This window comes from Psychrobium sp. 1_MG-2023 (assembly GCF_030689115.1).
Classification (GTDB): Bacteria; Pseudomonadota; Gammaproteobacteria; order Enterobacterales; family Psychrobiaceae; genus Psychrobium.
Genome location: NZ_JAUYVJ010000003.1, coordinates 155,492 through 173,235 on the forward strand (window position 1 = coordinate 155,492; position 17,744 = coordinate 173,235).

Below are 17,744 nucleotides of genomic sequence, written 5' to 3' on the forward strand. Positions count from 1 at the left end.
CTGTCACTATTGTGGGCTAAAAAGTGCCCTAAAATTAAAGAGTAGGATAATTAAAAAAATCCTGCTCCCCGAAAAACAATTGTCGCTGATGTCATACTTACTACGAGTGATGTACATCAGCTTATCGATGATAGTTAGTTGAATCTAGTCAACTTTAGATTAATCTTTAGCCGCTCGTTGCTCTAAGATTTCAACCGCTGGTAATTTCTTACCTTCTAAGAATTCTAAAAATGCACCACCACCTGTTGAGATATAAGATACATCATCAGCAATACCGTATTTATCAACCGCAGCTAATGTGTCACCACCACCAGCAATTGAGAAAGCTTTTGATTTTGCAATGGCACGAGCAATTGCTTCAGTGCCTGCACCAAATTGATCAAACTCAAATACACCAACTGGGCCATTCCATACGATAGTACCGGCATTTTCTAAGATACTTGCTAGCGCTGCCGCTGAGTCAGGACCGATATCGAAAATCATTTCGTTATCATTAACTTCAGTTACTGGCTTAAGTGTAGCAGTTGCAGTTTCTGCAAACTCAGTTGCCACAACAACATCGGTTGGTACTGGAATATCGCCGTTATTAGCTTGGGCATTAGCTGTGAGCTGCTTAGCATCAGCAATCAAGTCTGCCTCATACAATGATTTACCTACTTGATGATCCGCTGCTGCAATAAAGGTGTTAGCAATACCACCACCGACAACCAGCTGATCAACAACCGTAGAAAGACTTTCTAAAACAGTAAGTTTTGTTGATACCTTTGAGCCACCAACGATAGCAACCATTGGGCGCGCAGGATTATCCAGTGCTTTTGATAGCGCAGAAAGCTCACCTGATAATAATGGGCCTGCACACGCCACAGGAGCATACTTAGCAACACCGTGTGTTGATGCTTGCGCGCGATGGGCAGTACCAAAGGCGTCCATGACATAAACATCACATAACGCAGCTAGCTTTTGTGCTAATGCATCATCGTTTTTCTTTTCGCCTTGATTAAAGCGAACATTTTCAAAAACAACTAATTCACCCGCCGCCACTTCTACACCGTTAAGGTAATCAGAAACTAAACGAACATTAACGTCTAGAGCGTCATTAAGGTAGTCAACTACAGGTTGTAATGAATAGGCACTATCAAACTCACCTTCAGTCGGACGACCTAAATGCGACATAACCATCACAGCAGCGCCTTGCTCTAAAGCCAGTTTAATTGTTGGTAACGCCGCACGTAAGCGTGCATCAGAGGTTACCTTGCCATCCTTTACAGGTACATTTAGATCTTCACGAATTAGCACACGTTGGTTGCTTAATGATAAATCCGTCATTTTGATCACAGACATTGACTATCCTTTTAAATTATCTAAATTAATAAAAATTAAACCGCTCGGCTCATCGCCAAGCTGGTATCTAACATTCTGTTTGCAAAACCCCATTCGTTATCACACCACAGTAATAATTTTACTAGGTGACCATCACTAACACGGGTCTGAGTGCCATCAACAATACTGGAGTGCGGATCATGATTAAAATCACATGACACTAACGGCATCTCGGTATAATCAAGTACTTGGCCTAAGCCATTGTTGGCTTCATTTTTTAACATTCGATTGATGGTATCGATATCAACGCGGTGTTCAACGCTAACGCTTAAATCCATTGCGGTGACATTAACTGTTGGCACACGAACAGAAATTGCTTCCATCTTGCCTTTTAGGCTCGGCAGAATCCGCTCAACACCTTGAGCTAATTTTGTGTCAACGGGGATGATCGACTGACTTGCTGCGCGCGTACGTCGCAAGTCACTATGATAAGCGTCAATCACTTGTTGATCGTTCATTGATGAATGAATCGTGGTAATAGTACCGCCCTTAATTGTGTAGTGGCGATGTAATGCTTCAATCACAGGTACAACACAATTGGTGGTACACGATCCATTAGACACAATCAAATCGTCTTTACTCAGCAGCTTCTCATTCACACCAAAGATCACTGTTTTATCAACATCTGGTGCCGCTGGCTGACTAAACAACACCTTTTTCGCTCCCGCATTAATATGTGCATTTGCATCATCACGGCTAGAAAAGACGCCACTACATTCCAGAACAATATCAATACCTAGCTCAGCCCAAGGTAAGTCACTTGGTTTAGCTACATTAAATAACTTGATGCGGTCATCAGCCACGATCAAGGTTTGGTTGTCAACACTCACCGGAAACTGAAAGCGACCGTGGGTACTATCGAACTGAGTTAGATGTGCCATCGCTGTTGGCTCTGCTAATTCATTGATTGCTACCACTTCAATTTCTTTATTGTACTGACCTTCATATAAGGCGCGTAAAACGCTTCGACCAATACGGCCATAACCATTTATTGCGACTCTTAACTTCGACATGAATCCACCATAAAAAGTAAGGCCGCTTGCAAGCGGCCTTAGGAGTTATACTATTGATTTCGCTACATTGACAACGTTGTCAGTAGTGAAGCCGAAGTGCTTGAAAAGCTCCCCGGCTGGCGCCGACTCACCGAAGGTGGTCATCCCGACGACTTTACCGCCAAGCCCAACATACTTATACCAGTAATCGGCAATGCCTGCTTCAACCGCAACACGTGCTGTGACCGCTGCTGGTAATACCGACTCTTTATAAGCCGCGTCTTGAGCATCAAACACATCAGTTGCAGGCATAGATACAACACGCACCTTAGTCCCTTGGTTAGTTAACTCGCTAGCAGCATCCATAGCTAGAGCAACTTCAGAGCCTGTAGCGATTAAGATAACCTGCGGTTGCCCTTCGCAATCAAGTAACACATAACCACCACGTGCAGCATCTTTCACTTGTTGCTCGTTACGTGCTTGACCTGGTAAGTTCTGACGAGAGAAAATCAATGATGTTGGGCCATCAGTACGTTCAACTGCATGACGCCATGCAATTGCTGATTCAACTTCATCACACGGACGCCACGTTGACATGTTTGGCGTTAAGCGTAATGAAGCGATTTGCTCAACTGGTTGATGGGTTGGACCATCTTCACCTAAACCGATTGAATCATGCGTGTACACAAAAATTGCAGGCTGTTGCATTAATGCTGCCATACGTAGCGCATTACGAGCATATTCCATAAACATTAGGAACGTTGCACCGTATGGCTTAAAGCCTCCGTGCAGTGCCATACCGTTCATAATCGCAGACATACCGAACTCGCGCACACCGTAATGAACGTAGTTACCACTTGCATCTTCAGCTGTAACCGCTTGAGAACCAGACCACATGGTTAAGTTTGATGGTGCTAAATCAGCGCTACCACCTAGTAATTCTGGTAACAGTGGGCCAAACTTGTTTAATGTATTTTGTGATGCTTTACGTGATGCAATGTTGCCTTGATTAGCTTGAAGTTCGCTAATATAGCTATCCATTGTTTCTTCCCAGTTCACTGGTAAGTCACCCGATAAACGACGCTGTAATTCAGCTGCTAATTCAGGGTAAGCCGCTTGATAAGCAGTAAACTTATCGTTCCAAGACGATTCATCTGCAGCACCTTGCTCACGACCATTCCACTCATTACTGATGTCAGTAGGAATTTCAAAAGGAGCGTGAGACCAGTTTAAAAACTCACGTGCAGCTGCAATTTCTTCAGCACCTAATGGAGCACCGTGACAATCATGGCTGCCACCTTTATTTGGTGAACCGTAACCAATCGTTGTTTTACAACAGATTAGTGTCGGACGCTTAGTATCAAGTTGAGCCGCTTCAATCGCCGCTTTAATTTGTGCGCTATCATGGCCATCGACATCAGCAATAACGTGCCAACCGTAAGACTCAAAACGTTTAACTGTATCGTCAGTGAACCAACCTTCCACTTCACCATCGATTGAGATCCCGTTATCATCCCAAAATGCAATCAGTTTGCCTAAGCCTAACGTACCGGCTAATGAACACGCTTCATGAGAGATACCTTCCATTAAACAACCATCACCTAAGAATGAATAGGTGTAATGATCAACAACGTCATGACCTTCACGGTTAAATTGTGCGCCTAACGTTTTCTCCGCCATCGCCATACCAACTGCATTGGTGATACCTTGGCCTAATGGACCAGTAGTTGTTTCAACACCTGGCGCATAACCATACTCTGGATGGCCTGGAGTTTTAGACCCCATTTGACGGAAGTTTTTCAACTCTTCAATTGGTAAGTCATAACCTGATAAGTGGAGTAGAGAATAAAGCAACATTGAACCATGGCCATTTGATAAAATAAAACGGTCACGATCAGCCCATTCTGGATTTGCTGGGTTGTGCTTTAGAAAATCACGCCATAAAACTTCGGCGATATCAGCCATGCCCATAGGCGCTCCTGGGTGACCTGAGTTGGCTTGCTGAACAGCATCCATACTCAATGCGCGAATAGCATTAGCTAACTCTTTACGTGATGGCATACAAACTCCTACGACTAGGTATTTAGGGAATAATTTTTATGCGCATATTGTCGCTGAAACACAGCGTTTTTACAATCACAAACTGGGGTAAACTGGAGGTGTTTGTGTAAAATTTCATAGACCTTTAGCTAATAGCTTAATCAATAACCACTAATGCGAGTAAAAAAGCATCAGCAAAGCTATGAAAAGCAAACATTAAGTAATACAGTATCACCTATTTTTCTAACAATTATTCGTGAATCAGCATGTGGTCTAATGCCTTTAAAACGTTAATCCATTTCAGCAGAAGCATTGCTGTAATTCTAACATTTCTCTTTCTAGGAAAGGCACTTACCCAACTCACCGGTCTTCCAATACCGGGCAGTATTTGGGGATTATTATTACTATTTACTTGTTTAAGTTTACGCATAATCCCACTAAAACTGGTGCAACCAAGCACAAATCTCCTATTGAGCTACATCACACTTTTTTTTGTTCCTGTTGGTGTAGGGTTACTAGAACACCTACAACTTTTGTCGAATCATTGGCCTGTTATCGTAATAAGCAGCTTAGTGAGTACCTTTATTGTCCTTATTTGTGTTGGAAAACTCTACCAATACCTAATAAAAGGAAACCATAATGATCTATAGCTATCTATTAGCCACTGTTATCGTCTTCTTAGGGTGCAAATGGCTTTTGGCATCATTCAATCACCCTTTGGCCAATCCACTATTGTGGAGTATTGTTACTTTCATTACTCTATTTAGCGTTACCCCCTTAGATTATCAAGATTACGCTCAAGCCAATACACTATTTATTGCATTATTAGAGCCAGCAGTCGTCGCATTAGCTATTCCTCTCTTTCTGCAGTTGCAGCAAATCAAAGCACAAAAATTTGCCATATTCCTTAGCTGCAGCGTTGGTGTTTTTATGGCATTGATCAGTGGCACAGCCACCGCATGGTTAATGACGAACGATTTACAGTTGTTATTATCATTACTCCCTAAATCAGTTACTAGCCCTATCGCTATGGCAATAGCTAATCAAGTAGGTGGCATTGCCTCTTTAAGCGCTGCGGTAGTGATATTCGTTGGCTTAGTGGGTGCAGTTTTCGGTTTTCAGATTCTAAAGTTATTTAATATCACCAATAAACAAGCGCAAGGGGTTGCGATGGGATGCAGTGCACATGCCATTGGAACAGCTAAGGCAATCGAAGCGGGTCAAACCCAAGGCGCATTTAGTTCATTAGCATTAGTTATTTGCGGTGTAATGACCGCTATACTTGCTCCGTTGTTTGCTTGGTTTATTGCCTTTTTATAATTAAAGTGAAATTTTTTACACTAAATAAGGTCTATATAAACTATAACTTCTAGCTAAAATTTCGTTATTTTTTATAATGTAATATAAAGAATATTTTAGAAACAGCATTGTGCAGCAAAGAGTGTTCCCATGTCTCCATTACCCAGTTTAGTGTTACTTTGTAAAAAGCCTGCCTTACACCATGGCAAACAACGCCTAGCATCATCGATTGGCGCAGAGCAAGCATTGGTATTTGCCGAACTATTTTTACGCTGTGCACTGGAAGATTTAGAGCAATGGTCTGGGCATGTCATCATCTCCCCGGCAAGCCAACAAGATAATCTATGGGCACAAAGCTTATTAAGCCGTTCCGTTACCATTGTTGCACAACCTGCAGGAAATTTAGGTGAGCGAATCAATCAACTCGACCAGCAACTAAGACAGCAAGGCCACCAGCAGCTAATTTATATGGGAAGTGATGCGCCAAGTTTAATGCCAGAACACTATCTTCAAGCAGCAAGATTGTTAATAAAACATGACATAGCACTCACCCCAGCAATCGATGGCGGTGTCACCTTAATGGCTAATCGTGTTCCTTGGCCTGATATGCAACTATTACCTTGGAGTACAGCACAACTAGGCAGTGCACTAGCACGTTTATGCCAAACCAATCAATTGTCTGTGGCTCAAGGCGATGTAACATCAGATGTAGATACACTCATTGATTTGCAACAATTAAGGGCTAAGCTAGTCGATGATAAACGCCCTGCAAGACAAGTCCTTGCGCAACAACTAATCTCATTCCTTAACCACTTTAACCATTGAGCATCTATATATGAGCAAAGCTTCAGCCGCGACAGCGCAAAACGAACAAGTACAACAATATTACGGTCAAACATTGCAAGGTTCCCATGATTTGCAAACGAATGCCTGTTGTACCGATGATGCTATGCCGCAGTACCTCAAACCCATCTTAAGTAACATTCATGATGAAGTCATGATGCGATATTATGGTTGTGGCCTCGTTAGCCCTGAGCAACTTCTTGGCACACGCATTCTTGACTTAGGCAGTGGTTCGGGCCGCGATTGTTACGCTCTTGCCCAACTCGTCGGTGAACAAGGGGAAGTGATCGGCGTCGACATGACGGACGAACAACTTGACGTCGCTAACCGTCACATTGAGTATCATCAACAAAAATTTGGATACCAACAACCAAACACTCAATTTAAAAAAGGCTATTTAGAGCAACTCGATCTATTAGATTTAGCGCCAAATAGTTTTGATGTGATTGTCTCAAATTGCGTCATCAATCTATGTTCAGACAAGGCTGCTGTTTTAAAGCACGCATTTGACTTATTAAAGCCCGGTGGTGAATTATATTTTAGTGACGTTTACGCCAATAAACGCGTTCCAAAAGACCTAGTCGATGATCCTCTTCTTTATGGCGAATGCTTAAGCGGCGCTTTATATTGGAACGATTTCATTAATCTCGCTAAAGCGGCAGGCTTTACCGACCCACGCTTGGTTGAGGATCGTCCAATCACAGTTGATAACCCAATGCTACAAGAAAAAATAAAGCATATTGACTTTTATTCTGCTACTTACCGCCTATTTAAACTCCCTGAATTAGAAAGTCACTGTGAAGATTATGGCCAAGCAGTAATTTATCAAGGAACTATTGAGCACCACCCTCATGCATTTACCCTAGATAAACATCATCATATTGAAACAGGTAAAGTGTTCCCAGTATGTGGAAATACCTGGCGTATGCTCCATGACACCCGCTTTGCCCCACACTTTACCTTTATCGGTAACTTCGATACCCACTATGGAATCTATGCCGATTGCGGTACAAGCTTACCCTTTGACCAAAGCAGCGCAGTAAATAGCGGTGGTGGCGGTTGTTGTTAGGAGGATCTATGACAGCAATTATCAAGATGACCGACAAGTCACAAGAATGGTATACCACGCCCACTAATGAACCGCGAGGCTATATACAGCCCGGAAAATTAAAAGAGCTGTGGTTTCACACTGGCACCCGCTGTAATTTAGCCTGTGATTTTTGTTTAGAGGGTTCAAGTCCTAGCGATAAACGCTTAGCAGCCCCCAAGTTTGAAGAGGCAAAGCCTTTTATCGACCAAGCAATCAGCATGGGGGTTGAGCAGTTTTCTTTTACTGGAGGCGAACCCTTTCTAGTCAAAGATATTATCAAAATGATCGACTACGCCTCACAGCATTGCCCCGTATTAGTATTAACCAATGGAACGAAGCCACTGATTAAGCGCTTTGAGTCGTTAAGGGCATTAAGTGATAACCCTCACCCTATATCATTAAGGGTTAGTTTTGACCATTTAGACCCCACTGCGCATGACGCCCACCGTGGAGAAGGTAACTTTGCAAAAGCTCTGTCGGGCTTAATAGCGCTCCATCAGGCAGGCTTTCATGTTTCCATAGCTAGGCATATGGAAAAAGATGAAAACCAAGCCAAGATTGAACAGGGTTTTAGGCAATTATTTCAATTAAATGGGTTGCCCCAAGACCTTCATATTGTTGCCTTCCCTGACTTCCTCACACCGGGTTCATTACCGCACGTGCCACATATCAGTGAGCACTGCATGACCCATTATCAAAATGAAAAAAGTCGAAGTCAGTTTATGTGCCATAGTTCAAAAATGGTGATTAAATATCAAGGTGAAATGCAAGTATACGCTTGTACCCTCGTCGACGATGATAAAGAGTATGGGCTAGGTCAAGACTTAGTGATAGCGCAACAACAACGTATCAGCATGAAGCATCATCGGTGTTATAGCTGCTTTGCATACGGCAGTTCATGTAGCGAGCGTTAATACAACAACTTGATTGCTACCATCAGGTGCAAGATAAAATAAAACAGTGAATCACGAGATTCCCGACCAAACTTTCACTGTAATAATCAACACTGACGGCAGACGTCATAACAAGGAAAGCATATGTTAGCTATTATCGGTGGGACAGGCATTTATCAACTCGATGGCCTTAGCATCACATCCACACATCACATGACAACCCCTTTTGGTGATCCGTCAGCAGATATCATCGAAGGTACGTTTAATGGGAGTAATATCTTATTTCTTCCCCGTCACGGGGAACATCATCAGTTATTACCTCACGAAGTAAACTACCGGGCCAATATCTGGAGCTTAAAGCAGTTAGGTGCAACACAAGTAATCGGTATTTCGGCTACAGGCTCTCTGCAACAAGAAATTGAGCCAGGTGATTTATCACTACCAAATCAATACATCGACTTTATTAAAAGTCCACGTGACAAAACGTTTTTCGGTCATGGCTTAGCAGCTCATATATCAACAGCGCAGCCGACCTGTCAGCGCCTGGCAGATGGCATTGCCGAAGTCGCTCACCAGCAGCAACAAACTATCCACCGTGATAAAACTTACGTCTGTGTTGACGGTCCACGATTAGGAACTCAGGCTGAGAGTTTATTCTTTAAGAATGCAATGCAGGCCGACTTAGTCGGGATGACCAATGTGCCCGAAGTCTTTTTAGCCGCTGAGGCCCAACTTTGTTACACCACCCTAGCTATCGCGACAGATTATGATAGCTGGCAAGACGACCCCGCGCTGCATGTCACCGTTGAACAAGTCATTAGTCGTTACGGTTCCAGCTTAGAGCGTGCTAAAGAAGTCTTAAAGCAATACTTGTTAACACATCAGTCTGAAATAGACTGCCCATGCCGCCATAGCTTAGACAATGCCATCTTAACGCCTGAAGCAGCAAGAACGCCACAGCACCAAGAGCTACTTGAAGTGCTGCAACGTTAATAATATTGACCGTGTTAACAACCAAATTGCTTGCCATTATTATCCCAATTGCTCCTGATGAAACTCAATGGCAACAGCTCTGTCATGACTTTGCATTACTGCCCCAGGCCACTGAGGTCATTTTCGTGATAGCCAAGGGACACGACATTGATATACACCCTATCATTGAGCGTTTCCCACGATTGACGATAAAACTGATTCGCAGTGTTCAAGGGCGGGCACAGCAATTAAATGCAGGAGCTCTCGCAGCCAATAACCCATACTTGTGGTTTTTACACGCAGACTCACGCTTGACCCAACATAACATTGACGCCTTATTGAACGCGATAAAGCGCCCATCAGCAAACCAAGGATTGTTTTATTTTGATTTATACTTTTACGATAAAGCATCAAAGTGGTTGACACTCAACGAGTGGGGAGCAAAACTTCGCTCCAATTGGCTAGGGATTCCATTTGGCGATCAAGGTTTTGCTATCGAGCATAAACTATTTAAACAACTCGGTTGTTACGATATAACGGCGCCTTTTGGTGAAGATCACTTGTTGGTATGGCAAGCTAAATTACAGCACGTAAAATGCTACCCTCTTGGCAGCCCACTTGCCACCAGCGCTCGTAAATATCAACAATATGGCTGGCTCAACTTAAGTTGGCGCTATCAAATACTGTGGCCGAAACAAGCTTGGCCCCATTTCAAAAAGCTTCTTGCACATCGATTGTTACAGAGTAAATAATTATTCGCTTGTAATCCGTAAGCGCCAGCACTAGACTTTTCGCTAAATTAATAAGCTTTGAGAATATTATGAATAAAAAAGTTATCAGTGCGGCAGTAGCAATCGCCCTTGGCTCAATTACTCTGACGGCATGTCAGCACACACCAAAGGCTGTTGAAGCGGTACAACAAGTATCAGCAGAACAGCAAGCACAGCTCTTTTCAACACAATTTATTGAGGCCTTATGGCAACTTTCACCAACTTGGGCCCTATATAGCGGCTATCATAAGTATGATGACCAGTTAGTGATCCCTAATGACTTATCTCGCCAAAAAACCTTGGCCTTTGTTGCTGCACAACGCAAACTATTATCAAAGATCGACCAGTCAAAATTATCAGACAGTAGCCGCATCGATTTAACATTGATTGAAAACTTACTTGACTCATCAGAGTGGGAAGTAAGCACTTTCAAGTCGTGGCAATGGCAACCGTCGCAATATAATGTTGCAGGTGGTTTCGCTCAAGTTATTAATGGGGATTATGCTCCTCTCGAGCAGCGCTTAAGCTCTGTTCTCACTCGTTTAACGTCTGTTGATGACTACTATAAAGCCGCTCGTGAAAACATTAGCAACCCAACCCTTGAGCACACTAAACTAGCGGTTATGCAAAACCAAGGTGCATTAGGCGTGTTCTCTGATGACTTAATCGAGCAAGCACAACAATCACAACTAAGTCATGAGCAAAAAGCACAGTTTAAAGAGCGTGTATTAGCCGCCCGCACGACCATCACTAAACACATCGACTGGCTTGAAAAGCTACAAGCCGATCTTGAAGAAAATGGTGCGCGTGACTTCCGTATTGGTAGTGAGTTATACCAACAAAAATTTGCCTTAGACATTCAATCAAACTTAACAGCAAAGCAGCTGTATAACAAAGCAGTTGATGATAAACAACGTGTCTTAGCTGAGATGGAGACCTTAGCTCATAAGTTATGGCCAACTTACTTTCCAAACCAAGCGAAACCACAAAACCGACAGCAACTCATTAGCCAGTTAATTGAAAAACTATCGGTTAAGCACGTTAAACGGGAAGACTTTGTTAGCGACATTCGCCAACAGATCCCTGAGCTTGAAGCCTTTGTTAATGACAAAAACTTAATCACTTTAGATAAAGAGAAACCATTAGTAGTTCGTGAAACACCAAGCTACATGCGTGGCTTTGCAGGTGCATCAATCAGTGCACCAGGTCCATACGATAAAAAAGCTAACACTTATTACAACGTAACTCCGCTTGATAACATGACGGAAGAGCAAGCTGAGAGTTACTTACGTGAATACAACCACTGGGTACTTCAAGTATTAAATATTCATGAAGCGGTTCCGGGTCATTATACCCAATTAGTGTACGCCAACATGTCACCAAGCTTAGTTAAAAGCTTATTTGGTAATGGCGCAATGATTGAAGGTTGGGCGGTATACAGTGAGCGTATGATGCTTGAAGAAGGCTACGGTGATTTTGAACCTGAGCTGTGGTTAATGTATTACAAATGGAATCTGCGTGTTATCACTAACACCATTTTAGATTATGAAATTCATAATAAAAACATCAGTAAAGAGCAAGGTTTAAGCTTAATGATGGATGGCGCATTCCAACAACAAGCTGAAGCGGAAGGTAAATGGAACCGCGCTACTTTATCTCAAGTACAGCTAACGAGCTACTACTCAGGCTATCGCGATATTTATGATCTGCGTACTGACTATAAAGCTAAACAAGGCAAAGATTACAGCGTTAAAGCATTCCACGATGAGTTCTTAAGCTACGGCAGTTCACCAGTGAAATACATTCGTGAGCTAATGCTAAATAAATAGTCATTCACGATCATAACCAAAGCCTAGCTCACTCAGCGAGCTAGGCTTTTTTTATTACTGTTGGCCCTGCTCTATACGCTTCTTGATCCGACTTAAAGAAACAGGAGTAATGCCAAGATAGCCAGCTATATCTATTTGCGTTACCTGTGTCATGAGTAATTCGGACTGCTCAATGAGTTTAAGGTACCTTTGCTCAGGGCTAAGACACAAAAACTCATACTCGCGTCGTTCTTTTTTTATTGCTAACTTCATCAATAACTCAATCACCCCAGACGCTAACCCATGATCAAGTTTTGTCTGTGTTATTAATGTGTCATAAGGCAGAGCGATTAAACTAACCTCTTGTAAAGCGATGACATTGAAAGTACACACTTGATTATCAACAAGCGCAGTCAGGTTACCAATAACATCATTGGCAAGAATGAAAGATTTAACCGACTCCGCCCCGTTTTCAGAAATATAAAAGCCCTTCAATAACCCCGACTGAACAAAATACAGCGACCGATTGAGCTCCCCTTGCTTGAATAAATAAGCGCCTTTCTCAAGGGTGATAAAGGTGCCTTGCTCTTTGAGTAATTGATGAAAAGTCATTGGTTATTATCTTAAGTTAATGCGCATAAGGGAGAGTTTAACGATCATTACAGCCGTAAGCACTCAATAACCATTGATTAAGGTAAAAATATGTTTCTAAAGAACAAAAAGATAGTTATCACCGGTGGTACTTCAGGGATTGGCTATCAACTGGTAAAAAAACTCTCCAAGGACAATGCTCTTATTGTCATTGGAAAAGATATAAAAAAATTGCAATCACTCAAGCTAGAGTTCGAACACATCACGACCTATCAAGCAGACTTATCTAATCTCACCGAGGTGAAAGCCATTGGTGAATACCTTAACAATACTTATCCCACGATTGATGTTCTCATTAATAATGCGGCGGTTCAATATACGCCCAAACTAACCGATGTGGCTTTTTGTTATGACACTATCGCTCGCGAAATCAATCTTAATTTCACCAGTATTTGCAGCTTGTGCTATCTGTTGCTACCCACAATGACCCAACAGAGCTCAACTGCAATTATTAATATAAATTCAGGGTTAGCGTTAACCCCGAAAACTCATTCTGCTATTTATTGTGGCACAAAAGGAGCACTCAATATTTTCAGCCAGTCGTTACGCTATCAGCTGAGCAGCACTAACATTGAGGTCTACCAAGCATTTCTCCCAGTCGTTGATACACAAATGACCTACGGTCGAGGCCATGGGAAAATATCAGCGTCAGTCGCAGCAGATAGAATCATTAGTGGTATAAAACGCAATGTGCTAGATAACTACATCGGTAAAGTCACTTTACTAAAATACCTGATGCAGTTTGCTCCATTCATCGGCAGAAGGATTTTAAAAAATGCTTAACCTCCACTCTGATGAAAACAAAAAAAATTCGTTATTGCTCTCTCTCATCGCCCCTTTAATTATTGGAACTAGTCTGATGCAAACAAACACCGTTAACGCACAATCTCACTCCACTCCTACTTTTACGGTAAAAGTCACTAACATAGACAAAGATCGCGGTGGCAATATTATGGTCATGCTCTTCTCACAAGATGGATTTCCTAAAGTGCATAGTAAAGCGTTATCGATTCAAACGCACAAAGCAGAGAGCTCAGAACTGTTATTCAGCTTTGAGCAGACCTTAGAGGAAATAGCAGTGAAAGTGCTCCATGATGAGAATGAAGATACAAAAGTCACCAAGAACTGGACAGGGATTTGGCCAAAAGATGGGCTCGGTTTTACCAATCAACAAAAAGTCACGCTCACAGGCCCACCAAACTATAAAAATTCAAAAGTGAGTAAAGCTCAATATCAAAAAGGCTTATTCATCGCCGTTGTATATCCATAAGGACTCGATGCTATGAAATCATTTATCAAGTTATTATTAGTTATTTTTCTGTTTTTCTCTGCAACATTTGCAGTGATTAAATTCAGCGGTGTGCTCACCGCAGAGCAGATAGAAAGCTGGTTTGCATACGTAGGGGAGCTTAACCTGCTTTATGTCGGTATCTTAATCACCCTATTTTTATTTGCAGATTTATTTATAGCCATTCCTACCTTGACCGTTACTCTTTTAGCAGGCTACTTCTTAGGCCATAGCTTAGCGGTTTTTTTTGTCTCTCTAGGAATGTTCGGCGCTGCAACCTGCGGCTATTTTTTAAGTCATAAGTATGGGCAAAGGGTATTTAGGCTATTAATGAAAAAGGAAAATGATCGTAATGAGGCAATCGACACCTTTAAACGTCATGGTTTCTCGATGGTATTACTCTCTCGTGCAATACCCATTTTACCGGAAGCAACGGCGTGCTTAGCAGGGTTAACCAAAATGCCATTCAAAACCTTTATCCTAGCTTGGAGTATTAGTTCTCTGCCCTACATTATCATCGCCAGTTACGCGGGCTCAATTAGCACCGTGGAAAACCCACAACCTGCAATTTACACAGCCATTGGCTTAACCCTAACACTCTGGCTTACTTGGTATATGTATCGCAAGGCGTCTAAGGTTAGAATACCGAATTAACCTTAACGTGGGCCTAAGTAATATCTCCCCCTTAGCAGCAACGATAAGCCTTGTTGTGCGTCAAAATCACGACAAGGTTTAGCGCGTCTAGCTTTTTACTCATTTATCACCGCTTTTAATTAAAGCGCTCTTCTCGACTTAAGTTGCTCGTTTAACAGTATTTATCGCGGCTCCATTACGTTATACTCAAGTCATAATTTTTAACTTGGCGTTTGATTTTGCTTATTTTAATCCCCTATTTCTTAGCTCTACTTTCAGTCATTTGCGCTGCTGTAATTCATTACAAAATGCCTAATGAATTTTTTAAGGCAACAGCCATTGCGACAACAATAACGGTCTTTTCAAGTGTATTTTGTCTTTTCTTATTTCAAGATAATTTACTTGAGATGGCCCCTGAAGGCGTGACGGCTTCAATTCCGCTGCAAACCTTTTTACTAGCGGCAGGCCTGAGTACACTTTACGGGGTATTAATCGCGTTGTTGGTTGGGTACTTTGTTAAAGCCATTAGAGCAATGAATGCTTAGGTATGTTCGGGTCAAACTTTTTTTTGCGACCCTTATTAGCGTATTAACCATAAATATCGAGGCTAAAGAGCAACGCGTTTATCAATACACTAAAGCCGATGGTAGCGTGGTATTTACAGATACTAAGCCTGCACATCATCGATTTAAGTTACTTAAATATGACTGTTATGCCTGTCAGGTTAACTCCTCTGTTAACTGGCATAATACACCGCTTTTTCCTGACAAGTTTAAACAACACATCCAACAAGCGAGTGCTAAAAACAAACTCGACATTGCATTGATTCAGGCAGTGGTCCACGCAGAGTCAGCATTTAAGCCGCAAGCTGTTTCTCGTGTCGGAGCTCAAGGTTTGATGCAGTTAATGCCTGAAACCGCAAAGGAACTAGGGGTTACTAACGCTTTTGAAATAAGCCAAAACATCACCGCAGGCACACAATACCTTGCCAGCTTATTAATTCAGTTTAATGGTGATATCAGTTTAGCCATCGCAGCATATAACGCTGGCGCTTCAAACGTTAGAAAATACCACGGTATTCCTCCGTTTAAAGAAACGCAGCACTATGTTAAGCGAGTCAATATTTTGTATCAGCGCTATGCTTTAGCAAATAATTCGCAGTAAGGCACAATGTTTGAAGCAGAAATAGTTAAGTGGAAATGCGAGGAAGTGGAGGGGTTAAGCAGAGGTAACCTGTGGATTTAGGCTACCTCGATGATAGGAAGGGTTAAGCTACGCGTCGACTTTTGTTGCGATCCGCCAAGTATTCATCATAGGTTCCTTTGAAATTAATGATCTGTTGATCTTTCACTTCAATAATTCCCGTGGCCAACGAAGAAACAAACTCGCGATCATGACTAACAAAAATTAATGTACCATCGTAAGCCTTCAGTGCCACATTTAAAGACTCAATCGCTTCCATGTCCATGTGGTTTGTTGGTTCATCCATAATCAGCACATTGATATCTTGCATCATTAATTTGCCAAACAATAGACGATTCTTCTCGCCACCAGAACAGTTTTTTGCTTTTTTGTTCGCGTCATCAGCGGTAAATAATAAACGGCCAAGCATGGCACGAACCATCAAATCATTATGTTTTGGCGTACGCCATTGCGACATCCAATCAAACAAGTTTAAGTCATTATCGAACTCATGACTGCTGTCTTGAGGACAGTAACCAATTTGCGCATTTTCGGACCACTTAACGACACCGTGATTAGCTTCTAACTCTTGAACTAAACATCGTAAGAAGGTGGTTTTACCGACACCGTTTTCTCCAATGATCGCAAGCTTAGCGCCCGCTTCAAGAATTAAGTCTCCATTTTGGAATAACACTTCCCCGTCAAAGCCATGGGATAGTTCTTCAAGGATTAATGCTTGGCGGTGTAAAGTTTTGCTTTCTTTAAAGCTCAATGATGGTGAGATTCGACTTGATGCTTTAACCTCATCAAGTTTAATCTTATCCATTTTCTTCGCGCGAGAGCTTGCCTGTTTAGCTTTTGATGCATTGGCTCCGAAGCGATTTACAAAAGCCTGTAGCTCATCAATTTCTTCACTTTTCTTAGCATTTTCAGCTAATAACTGCTCACGAATAAGGCTCGACGCTTCCATGAAATATTCATAGTTACCCGGATAAATACGTAGCTCACCATAATCAATGTCAGCCATATGCGTACATACTGAATTTAAGAAGTGGCGATCATGAGAGATAATAATCATGGTCGATTTACGCTGGTTTAACACTTCAGCCAACCAGTTAATCGTATGGATATCCAAGTTATTGGTCGGTTCATCTAACAATAAAATGTCAGGGTTAGCAAATAACGCCTGTGCTAATAGCACTCGAACTTTCCAACCTGGGGCGACTTGCTTCATCAAGCCAAAATGAAATTCCTCTTCGATGCCTGCCTCTAATAAGATATCGCCAGCCCTGCTTTCTGCGCTGTAACCATCCATTTCGGCAAAAACACTTTCTAACTCAGCTACGCGCATTCCATCTTCTTCCGACATCTCTGCCATGGCATAAATACGATCGCGCTCTTCTTTGATTTTCCATAACTCAGCATCGCCCATAATCACCGTATCAACCACACTATACTCTTCAAAGGCGAATTGGTTTTGACTCAAGATACCTACTTTATTACCCGGGGTAATAGAGACGTTTCCCGCTGTTGGCATTAATTCACCACTGAGGATTTTCATAAAGGTTGATTTACCACACCCATTAGCGCCAATAAGTCCATAGCGATTGCCGTGACCAAATTGTGCAGAAATATTTTCAAATAACGGCTCAGCGCCAAATTGCATGGTAATGTTTGCAGAAGTAATCAAAGAAGTGTTCCTAAAAGCGTATCAAATCGCTTAAATATTGAGGTAACGAGCGCAAGCTAAAGTGTATAAATAAAGAGCGGCACCGAGTGAAGTGCGGCACTATAGATACTTTCCAACTCAATGTCGAGTAATCTAACCAGTTTATCGTCTAGACTATAAGAGTCTGTGACAGCTCCCCCACCCAAAAGAGTATGCTTTGTACACAGCCCTGAT

Annotated in this window: 18 protein-coding genes; 13 read left to right on the plus strand and 5 right to left on the minus strand. The window is 42.1% G+C overall.

The window, feature by feature from the left end; translation table 11 throughout:
• Positions 1-159: 159 nt before the first annotated feature.
• Genes Q8W26_RS02745 through tkt form a run of 3 tightly spaced genes read right to left on the minus strand, consistent with a single transcriptional unit; the run spans position 160 to position 4,433 of the window.
• Positions 160-1,341, minus strand: a complete 1,182-nt coding sequence (locus tag Q8W26_RS02745; RefSeq protein WP_101214498.1) for a phosphoglycerate kinase — start codon at positions 1,339-1,341, stop codon at positions 160-162.
• A gap of 35 nt (positions 1,342-1,376) precedes the next feature.
• Positions 1,377-2,393 carry an erythrose-4-phosphate dehydrogenase gene (gene epd, locus Q8W26_RS02750; protein WP_305472189.1) on the minus strand — a complete coding sequence of 339 codons (1,017 nt, stop codon included), beginning with the start codon at positions 2,391-2,393 and terminating at the stop codon, positions 1,377-1,379.
• A gap of 45 nt (positions 2,394-2,438) precedes the next feature.
• Positions 2,439-4,433 (minus strand): transketolase, encoded by a 1,995-nt coding sequence (tkt, locus tag Q8W26_RS02755; protein ID WP_305472191.1) that lies wholly within the window; start codon positions 4,431-4,433, stop codon positions 2,439-2,441.
• Positions 4,434-4,678: 245 nt separating this feature from the next.
• On the opposite strand from tkt, the gene Q8W26_RS17885 reads away from it, so the two are divergent.
• The 8 genes from Q8W26_RS17885 to Q8W26_RS02790 all read left to right on the plus strand — a co-directional run bounded on the left by Q8W26_RS17885 (position 4,679) and on the right by Q8W26_RS02790 (position 12,108).
• Entirely contained in the window at positions 4,679-5,062 is a 384-nt protein-coding gene (locus Q8W26_RS17885; protein ID WP_370694254.1) for a CidA/LrgA family protein, read from the plus strand.
• Positions 5,052-5,732, plus strand: coding sequence for an LrgB family protein (locus tag Q8W26_RS02760; protein ID WP_101214494.1), 681 nt, complete (start codon positions 5,052-5,054; stop codon positions 5,730-5,732). The genes Q8W26_RS17885 and Q8W26_RS02760 overlap by 11 nt, the downstream gene beginning before the upstream one ends.
• A gap of 129 nt (positions 5,733-5,861) precedes the next feature.
• Complete coding sequence (locus Q8W26_RS02765) at positions 5,862-6,536, plus strand: DUF2064 domain-containing protein (RefSeq protein WP_305472193.1); 675 nt, start codon at positions 5,862-5,864, stop codon at positions 6,534-6,536.
• A gap of 10 nt (positions 6,537-6,546) precedes the next feature.
• Complete coding sequence (locus Q8W26_RS02770; RefSeq protein ID WP_305472195.1) at positions 6,547-7,623, plus strand: methyltransferase domain-containing protein; 1,077 nt, start codon at positions 6,547-6,549, stop codon at positions 7,621-7,623.
• Positions 7,624-7,631: 8 nt separating this feature from the next.
• A complete protein-coding gene (locus tag Q8W26_RS02775; RefSeq protein WP_305472196.1) occupies positions 7,632-8,558 on the plus strand; it encodes a radical SAM protein in 927 nt (308 codons plus the stop codon).
• 123 nt (positions 8,559-8,681) lie between these two features.
• Positions 8,682-9,530, plus strand: a complete 849-nt coding sequence (gene mtnP, locus Q8W26_RS02780) for an S-methyl-5'-thioadenosine phosphorylase (protein WP_101214491.1) — start codon at positions 8,682-8,684, stop codon at positions 9,528-9,530.
• Positions 9,531-9,541: 11 nt separating this feature from the next.
• Positions 9,542-10,261, plus strand: coding sequence for a glycosyltransferase (locus tag Q8W26_RS02785; RefSeq protein ID WP_305472198.1), 720 nt, complete (start codon positions 9,542-9,544; stop codon positions 10,259-10,261).
• A gap of 68 nt (positions 10,262-10,329) precedes the next feature.
• Complete coding sequence (locus Q8W26_RS02790; protein ID WP_101214489.1) at positions 10,330-12,108, plus strand: DUF885 domain-containing protein; 1,779 nt, start codon at positions 10,330-10,332, stop codon at positions 12,106-12,108.
• 54 nt (positions 12,109-12,162) lie between these two features.
• Here the strand turns inward: Q8W26_RS02790 and Q8W26_RS02795 are convergent, their stop codons facing one another.
• The gene (locus Q8W26_RS02795; protein WP_101214488.1) at positions 12,163-12,699 is read right to left on the minus strand and encodes a Crp/Fnr family transcriptional regulator; all 537 of its coding nucleotides are present in this window, start codon (positions 12,697-12,699) and stop codon (positions 12,163-12,165) included.
• A 90-nt stretch (positions 12,700-12,789) separates the two neighbouring features.
• Between Q8W26_RS02795 and Q8W26_RS02800 the strand changes: the two genes are divergently transcribed.
• The 5 genes from Q8W26_RS02800 to Q8W26_RS02820 all read left to right on the plus strand — a co-directional run bounded on the left by Q8W26_RS02800 (position 12,790) and on the right by Q8W26_RS02820 (position 15,823).
• Complete coding sequence (locus Q8W26_RS02800; RefSeq protein WP_101214487.1) at positions 12,790-13,521, plus strand: SDR family oxidoreductase; 732 nt, start codon at positions 12,790-12,792, stop codon at positions 13,519-13,521.
• On the plus strand, positions 13,514-14,008 hold the full coding sequence (locus Q8W26_RS02805; RefSeq protein ID WP_305472201.1) for a DUF2141 domain-containing protein: 495 nt from the start codon (positions 13,514-13,516) through the stop codon (positions 14,006-14,008). Before Q8W26_RS02800 ends, Q8W26_RS02805 begins: the two co-directional genes overlap by 8 nt.
• Positions 14,009-14,020: 12 nt before the next feature.
• Positions 14,021-14,680 carry a TVP38/TMEM64 family protein gene (locus tag Q8W26_RS02810; RefSeq protein WP_101214486.1) on the plus strand — a complete coding sequence of 220 codons (660 nt, stop codon included), beginning with the start codon at positions 14,021-14,023 and terminating at the stop codon, positions 14,678-14,680.
• A gap of 218 nt (positions 14,681-14,898) precedes the next feature.
• Complete coding sequence (locus Q8W26_RS02815; protein ID WP_101214485.1) at positions 14,899-15,204, plus strand: hypothetical protein; 306 nt, start codon at positions 14,899-14,901, stop codon at positions 15,202-15,204.
• Positions 15,197-15,823, plus strand: a complete 627-nt coding sequence (locus Q8W26_RS02820; protein WP_101214484.1) for a lytic transglycosylase domain-containing protein — start codon at positions 15,197-15,199, stop codon at positions 15,821-15,823. Before Q8W26_RS02815 ends, Q8W26_RS02820 begins: the two co-directional genes overlap by 8 nt.
• A 103-nt stretch (positions 15,824-15,926) precedes the next feature.
• Here the strand turns inward: Q8W26_RS02820 and Q8W26_RS02825 are convergent, their stop codons facing one another.
• Complete coding sequence (locus tag Q8W26_RS02825; RefSeq protein WP_101214483.1) at positions 15,927-17,531, minus strand: ABC-F family ATPase; 1,605 nt, start codon at positions 17,529-17,531, stop codon at positions 15,927-15,929.
• Positions 17,532-17,744 lie beyond the last annotated feature (213 nt).

Coding starts and splice junctions, on each gene's coding strand:
- Q8W26_RS02745 (WP_101214498.1), bottom strand. CDS start 1,341: ATGTCTGTGATCAAAATGACGGATTTATCATTAAGCAACCAACGTGTG.
- epd (WP_305472189.1), bottom strand. CDS start 2,393: ATGTCGAAGTTAAGAGTCGCAATAAATGGTTATGGCCGTATTGGTCGA.
- tkt (WP_305472191.1), bottom strand. CDS start 4,433: ATGCCATCACGTAAAGAGTTAGCTAATGCTATTCGCGCATTGAGTATG.
- Q8W26_RS17885 (WP_370694254.1), top strand. CDS start 4,679: ATGTGGTCTAATGCCTTTAAAACGTTAATCCATTTCAGCAGAAGCATT.
- Q8W26_RS02760 (WP_101214494.1), top strand. CDS start 5,052: ATGATCTATAGCTATCTATTAGCCACTGTTATCGTCTTCTTAGGGTGC.
- Q8W26_RS02765 (WP_305472193.1), top strand. CDS start 5,862: ATGTCTCCATTACCCAGTTTAGTGTTACTTTGTAAAAAGCCTGCCTTA.
- Q8W26_RS02770 (WP_305472195.1), top strand. CDS start 6,547: ATGAGCAAAGCTTCAGCCGCGACAGCGCAAAACGAACAAGTACAACAA.
- Q8W26_RS02775 (WP_305472196.1), top strand. CDS start 7,632: ATGACAGCAATTATCAAGATGACCGACAAGTCACAAGAATGGTATACC.
- mtnP (WP_101214491.1), top strand. CDS start 8,682: ATGTTAGCTATTATCGGTGGGACAGGCATTTATCAACTCGATGGCCTT.
- Q8W26_RS02790 (WP_101214489.1), top strand. CDS start 10,330: ATGAATAAAAAAGTTATCAGTGCGGCAGTAGCAATCGCCCTTGGCTCA.
- Q8W26_RS02795 (WP_101214488.1), bottom strand. CDS start 12,699: ATGACTTTTCATCAATTACTCAAAGAGCAAGGCACCTTTATCACCCTT.
- Q8W26_RS02800 (WP_101214487.1), top strand. CDS start 12,790: ATGTTTCTAAAGAACAAAAAGATAGTTATCACCGGTGGTACTTCAGGG.
- Q8W26_RS02805 (WP_305472201.1), top strand. CDS start 13,514: ATGCTTAACCTCCACTCTGATGAAAACAAAAAAAATTCGTTATTGCTC.
- Q8W26_RS02810 (WP_101214486.1), top strand. CDS start 14,021: ATGAAATCATTTATCAAGTTATTATTAGTTATTTTTCTGTTTTTCTCT.
- Q8W26_RS02820 (WP_101214484.1), top strand. CDS start 15,197: ATGCTTAGGTATGTTCGGGTCAAACTTTTTTTTGCGACCCTTATTAGC.